General features: G+C 29.9%; 7 protein-coding genes. All 7 read right to left on the bottom strand.

Annotated elements, in window-relative coordinates:
- Positions 1–83: 83 nt before the first annotated feature.
- The 7 genes from LRA01S_RS10025 to LRA01S_RS09995 all read right to left on the bottom strand — a co-directional run bounded on the left by LRA01S_RS10025 (position 84) and on the right by LRA01S_RS09995 (position 6,494).
- On the bottom strand, positions 84–977 hold the full coding sequence (locus LRA01S_RS10025) for a hypothetical protein (protein WP_061775485.1): 894 nt from the start codon (positions 975–977) through the stop codon (positions 84–86).
- Between the two features lie 113 nt (positions 978–1,090).
- Positions 1,091–1,885, bottom strand: coding sequence for a hypothetical protein (locus LRA01S_RS10020; protein WP_061775484.1), 795 nt, complete (start codon positions 1,883–1,885; stop codon positions 1,091–1,093).
- Between the two features lie 85 nt (positions 1,886–1,970).
- Positions 1,971–2,159, bottom strand: a complete 189-nt coding sequence (locus tag LRA01S_RS10015; RefSeq protein ID WP_061775483.1) for a hypothetical protein — start codon at positions 2,157–2,159, stop codon at positions 1,971–1,973.
- Positions 2,160–2,198: 39 nt separating this feature from the next.
- The gene (locus LRA01S_RS10010) at positions 2,199–3,350 is read right to left on the bottom strand and encodes a hypothetical protein (RefSeq protein WP_061775482.1); all 1,152 of its coding nucleotides are present in this window, start codon (positions 3,348–3,350) and stop codon (positions 2,199–2,201) included.
- A gap of 12 nt (positions 3,351–3,362) precedes the next feature.
- Complete coding sequence (locus LRA01S_RS10005; RefSeq protein ID WP_061775481.1) at positions 3,363–3,548, bottom strand: hypothetical protein; 186 nt, start codon at positions 3,546–3,548, stop codon at positions 3,363–3,365.
- 733 nt (positions 3,549–4,281) lie between these two features.
- Complete coding sequence (locus LRA01S_RS10000) at positions 4,282–5,442, bottom strand: AbiH family protein (protein WP_061775480.1); 1,161 nt, start codon at positions 5,440–5,442, stop codon at positions 4,282–4,284.
- 143 nt (positions 5,443–5,585) lie between these two features.
- Positions 5,586–6,494 carry a tyrosine-type recombinase/integrase gene (locus tag LRA01S_RS09995; RefSeq protein ID WP_239519080.1) on the bottom strand — a complete coding sequence of 303 codons (909 nt, stop codon included), beginning with the start codon at positions 6,492–6,494 and terminating at the stop codon, positions 5,586–5,588.
- Positions 6,495–6,633 lie beyond the last annotated feature (139 nt).

Here is a 6,633-nt window from a genome sequence, read left to right as displayed (position 1 = left end):
CTATATATACTCCGCCTGTCCTCGTTTTTTAAAAAAATAAAACAAAAAAAAAGCTAAAGCATAACACCTTAGCCTTAAATCTTTTATGCCACTTTCAGCATACTTTCAAGTTTGTCTTTTTCATCATATATCACATCACACAACTTATAAGCATAATGTCTGCCTTTGTTTTCTCGAAACGATTGATAAGCTAATTCAGCTTCAACACCGTCAAATGCTTCATTGTATAGATAACTCAATTCACTTTCAAACAATCCAGCCAAACTTTTAAAAATCATAATTTCATTCGCTCGTTCATCCTCGATCACAGTCAACACTAGATCAATCAAACTCAATCTGTCAACCGTCACCTTGTCGCTCTCACTTACAATATTGTATTTATTGCGTTTATTCTCGATTGCCTTAATCGTTCTATTCAAACGATTGTTGAAACTTTTCTTGTTCAATTCTAAATTATATATTGTCGCATCCACGCCCAAATTCAAAACTGATTTAACAAATGTCGATTGACTTTTCGTCAAGTTTTCTGCAAAGTCGCAAGCATAAGCTTTGTTAGCAAGTGAATCTAATTTTGTGTTATCATATACATATTCATCAGTCAATGATGGGTAATCATCAAAGTAATGTTGTTTTGCTTGTAGTTCGTCTTTGTATTCAACCAAAGTTTGTTGCCATTCCTTTTTCTTACCCATGCGATATTTTCCAGTTTCAGAAATAAATTCTTCTGAGGTCAATGTATAAGCTTTTTGGAAGCAATACTTTTCAATCTCATTAAAGTTTGCATCTATGTCATTGTTTCTTTCATAGATAATCAAAGCTTCCCATAGATTGCTGATTAAGCTATCTTTGCTAGGATTCCAATCGCCTGTTGAATACTTGCCAAACCGCTTATTGAGCTTATTCACATAAACATTCATCCATTTGCTTTCAAGCATTTGCTCAATAATTTCATTTTTTCTTAGTTCATTTTTATTCATTATGTTCTCCATTTATCTTTATGCGATAAACAAAGAACCCCCCAATATTTTGTTGCTATTACTTATTCAATCAAACGATCCCACTCGTTTAACTATTTAACTCAAGCTTCTCATCAATAGCTTGATTCACTTACTACCATTTTCCCATCTGTACTAGCAAACTCTATTGTTTGCCTTATAACACTTCTGCTCAATCGTCTTAATTGATTGTATTCGTCATTAAAATCAAAACTGTGCTTGTCATCCAATTTTTCTAACACATAATCATTACGAAACAAAGGTAACCCTTTTTTAACTGTGTTATTCTTGCTTTCATCGCATGAATATAAAAACTTGACATGTCCTGTAAAATCTCTATGAAATCTAAAATTCTTTTTATCTATCGTTTTGCTTGTATAACTACCTTTGTCAAACACTTTTCTTCTACTATAATCAGTATTTTTTGTTACATGCACATACCAGCATTTACCATCTTTCACTACTACCAGGTCAACACCCATGATAACATCAATATACTTATGTCTAAACACCTGATATCCAAGCAACTCCAATTGTTTCACCGTCATCAACTCAATCAAATTTGACTTGTATGCTCTGTCAGCTCTCCATTCGATGCACCTTGTAATAAATTCTTTATCTTTGTTGTCATCATACCAAGATTTATTTTTTAAATACTTAAAGCTGTAATACTTATAGGCTTCAAGATATTCATCTTGTGATGGTATTTTGTTATACTTTTCTTCAAATGTCCAAAATAGATTGACGCATTCAGTCATATATAGATGATTTTCATAGTTGTTTTTCAACACTTTTTGTTCTTCTGTGAAAGTATTATCTACGCTGAATACTCGCTCTTTAATTCCTTTTTCTATAATTTGCAATAATTGATTTTCATATTTTTTATTCATTTCAGTTCTTCCATTCTTTTTTAATGAAAGAACCCCCTGTTATTTTGCTAAATTTTAAATCTTAAATCACTCGTCATGTGCTGTGCTATTTATTTAACTTTTCATCAATCTTATTTTCTAACTTATTAATTCCTTCTTCTATCTTATCCATTTCATTTTCTCGATCATAAATTTCTTGTTCCAACATATCAAGCTTTAAGTTCATAATTTTCAGCTCTGCGATCATTGTTCTCATTACAAGTTCTTCTTGTGTTGTTGTATTTGTGTTTTTCATTTCTTTTTCTCCGTATTGTTTTCTAGTTTATCTTCTAGCTTAGACAGTCGCTGTTTTTTTAACTGGTCTGTGACCTGCGAGTAAGTCAACACTTGCTTTGCTTTCTTCTTCTCTTTCGTCAACATTCTTAACATTTTCGAAGCTTGCTAATGCCTGCATCCGTTTAATTCTTTCGTCATCATTTATATTAATCACTTTCTGCTTATCCTCTTTCTTCTCTACTGTATCAACTGTCTCAACTTGCTCTGTAAGCTCTCTTACAACTTCATCAGTATTATCAGTCACAAGTGTTTGTAATTGCTCTGTAGCGACATCATCAGCGACTTCATTAACAACTGGTTGCACTGTCTCTTTAGCAACTCGCTTCATTCCATTAAACAATTCTTTGTCGTTTTCATCGTAGAAATATTCAACATCTTTAAGCTCTGTATTATTCATATATTTAGTATTTATTACAATCTCTTTGTATAATCCGTCCTTCTTTTTCTCAGCAACATAGCTATTTAACTGATTATTGTTGTCATATCTACTCATTACATATTTTAAATTACTTTCTTCTTTGTTCTTGTTTTCCATTTTGACAACTGAAAAAGAAATAGCTTTAACAATTTGTAAATGTTTCAACGACTTCAACACAACTGTACGACTTCTACCATATTTTTTACCTAGGTTTTCAAGTGTTTCCCAATTGCAATATCTAGCATAATCAGCAGTCATTGCCTTTTTATTTTCCCTGAAAATTCTTTGATTGATTGACACATACAATGCAACAGCTTGTATTCTGTCATTTGTTCTTTGAATCTCACAGATATTAAAGAACTCTTGCGCAAGAACATTTGCAAAGCCAACTGTTTCACCGTTGTTATCTGCACTAGATTTATAACTAATAATTTGAGAAATAAAATACAAATCATCAAGCTTTCTACTAATCTTTATCGCTCCAGCTTTTTCAAGCTTGTCAATTGATGCTTCAATTTTAGTTATATGTCTTTGTTTGTTTTTGCTGTCTAGTCGCAACCTTGACATAATATCATCCGCTGAAAAAGGTTGTACTTTTATTTCTGTTACTTTCTCATCTTCTATAACAAATGGATAATTAAATGTTGCGATTGCCGCAAGTGTTGCGTAATCCCATTCGTTTGCTTGTTCTAGTCCGTATATTTTTTTAGTGATTGCGTAATATGGTTTCATGTGTGTGCCTCCTTAGGCTAGGCTTCCATTGTATTTTTTCAGTTCTTCGTTTAATGCTTCGTCTCGTACATAAAGACTAAATAGATTGTTTGTTTTTCTGTTCTTAGCAATAGTTAAGCATATAAATCCTTTGTTGCGTAAGTGCATTGATAACTTGCTATCATAACAGTAAAACGCTTGATAATTTTGTGGTGTCATTTTGTGTATCTCCTATTTTTTTAATATTTAACTCTTCTCATACATATATACATGTACGAAAGAGCTAGACCAACTTTTAAGATATTTTTTATTTCAACTCTCTTCACTTATATATACATGCAACTTCTCTGAATGCTCATTTTTTTAAAAATATTTTTCAACTAACATCCTCTCACTTATATCCCCATAAAGAAAACGGATAGACCAACTTTTAAAATATTTTTCAACTAACATCCTCTCACTTATATCCCCATTTCAAAACCTTGAATGCTCATTTTTGGGGTAGATATATAAATATTTTTTTAGATAATATCTTCTCTATTTATATATACATGCAAGATATCTCTTGGGCGGATATTATTAGCTATTTTTTTATCAACATCCTTTCACTTATATCCCCATTTCAAAAAGGTCTTGGGCGGATATTTGGATTTTTTTTTAAAAAATATTTTAAAATTGCTAAATCTAAGTGCCAACTTATGAGCGTAGCGAAAAAGTTTAGGTACTATACTATTTTCTTTATTTTTATATTGTATTTTATTTTTATATGTCTTTTATTCTTATGGTACAACAACGGCATCTTTTTCCTCAACTTACATTTTTTTGAAAAATAAAATGAGGGAGCTCCCTCAACTTACATTTTTTTATTTTGCAAGTTGAGGGAGCTCCCTCAAAAATTTTGGATATAAAAAAACTAGAGGCTATTCCCTAGTCAATTTTTATTTTTCATAAATTACACAGCTTTGCTATTCCCTTTTGTTTCCAATCCTATAACATTTGTTGATTCGTTCTTGTCTTGATTAAGATATTTTCTTAAATCAACATTTAATATATATTCACTGTTCGTCACAATATATATTTGTTTTCTTAATTGTACTTTTTGTTCATCTGACAAATCTAAATTATTCAACTGAGATAAAAATTCATTTTCTTTGCTTTCTCGTCTTTTTCTAGCTATTCTTGGCGATAATAAGCTTGGCTTTTCATCATATAAATGAATAATCAATTTTTTATTTTTTGAATTTATCAAAACATTGGCTATTTTTTCCCACCAATGCTTATCGGTTGAACCAATTGACATTCCAAAAATTACTATTATATCACTATTATCAATAATAATTTCTGCATCTCTACGCATATATTCTCTATTAATTTCAAGTAATTTTGGTTTTATTAAATCATTTAAATCACTCATATCAAAAAAATCTGTTGCTAATTGTGTTTCATCGTTTAAACCTAGTGTTAATAAATTGTCAATTAACCCATGTACATTGATTATTTTTTTGTTAATAAATTGATTTAGACCTGAACCATTAAATATATTTCTTTTTGATATCTCACCACAACTTTGAATAATCTCCTGCAGACTATTAGTGTAATTAAATGAAATAAAATTATATATGAAAGCACTATTTCTATTTTCCTTTAATATATAATTTAGTTCATCATACTCTCGACTAAATACGCCCTCAAAAAACTTATCCATAGTAGTAGATAATATATCCGAAAAATCTTCGCTAATTTCAATCTCATCTTGTATTTGAATATATTTAAGATATTCATTTAAGTCTTCTCTTAAAATCTCAAAATCATTCAAAAATTTATTGGCTATTTTTTGTACATCCTGATCTGGTTCATTTAACCGTTTTTTTAACCGTTTAGTGAATACTCCCAATTGAAGTTCCAAGTCAGCCCAATTTTCAATATTGTCCTTAGATTTATAAATCTCTGAATATATTATATTGTCAATTTTTAAAGCTAGTTCTTTATCTATTTCTTTGGTTAAATTTATAGAATACTTTTTCTTTAAAATATATTTATAAAAATCAATATATGAGGTTTTTAGACCACATTGAATGTCAAAACCATTCCCCAGTAAAAAAGTAATTTGCATTATACAACTCCATACCATCTGTTATTATAATATATTATATCACAATAATAATAAAATTTTCTGAATAATTCTATAAGTAGATTGATAAAATTTTAGTTTTACAAATATAAAAAAGACCATGAAATTAATCATAGTCTTTATTTTTATCGCAAGTTTTGTAATGTTGAATATTTGATGGATTCCTTGACAAAATCATCACTTTTCAATGTTTGTAAGTAATTTTGAGTCATGGTTATTGTGCCATGCCCCATGTTCATTGAAAGTGTATATATGTCACAACAATTACGCATCTGCATATAAGCATAGGTATGTCTCAAAGTGTGAGGGCTGAACCTGACTACACTTCTAACATCCATATCTTTTTTCATTTCTTTCATCATGCTAAAAATCGACTTTGGATTGATTCCATCGCCAAAAAATGAACGAAAATAATAATCACTTTTGAACTTGTATGATCTTCTCTTTAGTCTGTCATACTTGATCATCTGTTTTTTTAGAAGTGGTGTGATTGCTAATGCTCTATCTTTGTTAAATTTGCTGTTTCTGATTAGTATCTGATTTTCAAGCACATCTTCATTTCTGAGATTAGCAACTTCTGAAATTCTAAGCCCACACTCCAACATCATTGAAAACATTGTAACATCTCTTTGTGCTAAATGTTTATATTTATGTTTGCTTGCTAGATTCAACATTTGCTTGATTTCATAGTCATTTAGCGGATAAATTATTTTCTTTTGTACCCTTAATTTTTTCACTTTTGCACTAGGATTTTTTTGAATATAATCTTCTTCAATCATGTAATCAAAAAGCTTACTAAGCCTATTTCTTGTTACATTAATTGTGCTTGCCTGCATGCCCTTTTTTTGCATTTCAGCTATCCATTTTTTTACATCTTGTTTTGTAACATCATCAATATACTTGATGCCTTGCGCTGTGAAATAGTCTTTAATGTTAATCAATTTTGTTGAATAGTTGTAAATTGTTTGTTCTGCGTAACCTCTTACCCCAATTTCAATCAAAAATTCATCAATGATTTCATCCCAATTGTACATACTTAATACCACCTTTTTTGTATTAAATATTAAGTACAAAACCACCATGAGTTGACAAAAAATCATGTTTTTATAGTTCGCAAAACAGCCTTAAACCGTTGGTATGACTGAGTTTACAAGTTTTCTAATTTTTTTCTCA

Origin of the sequence: Pseudolactococcus raffinolactis NBRC 100932, assembly GCF_001591765.1 — a bacterium.
GTDB lineage: Bacteria > Bacillota > Bacilli > Lactobacillales > Streptococcaceae > Pseudolactococcus > Pseudolactococcus raffinolactis.
The sequence above is the reverse complement of the archived record's forward strand: the minus strand, read 5'-3'. Positions and strand labels throughout refer to the sequence as shown.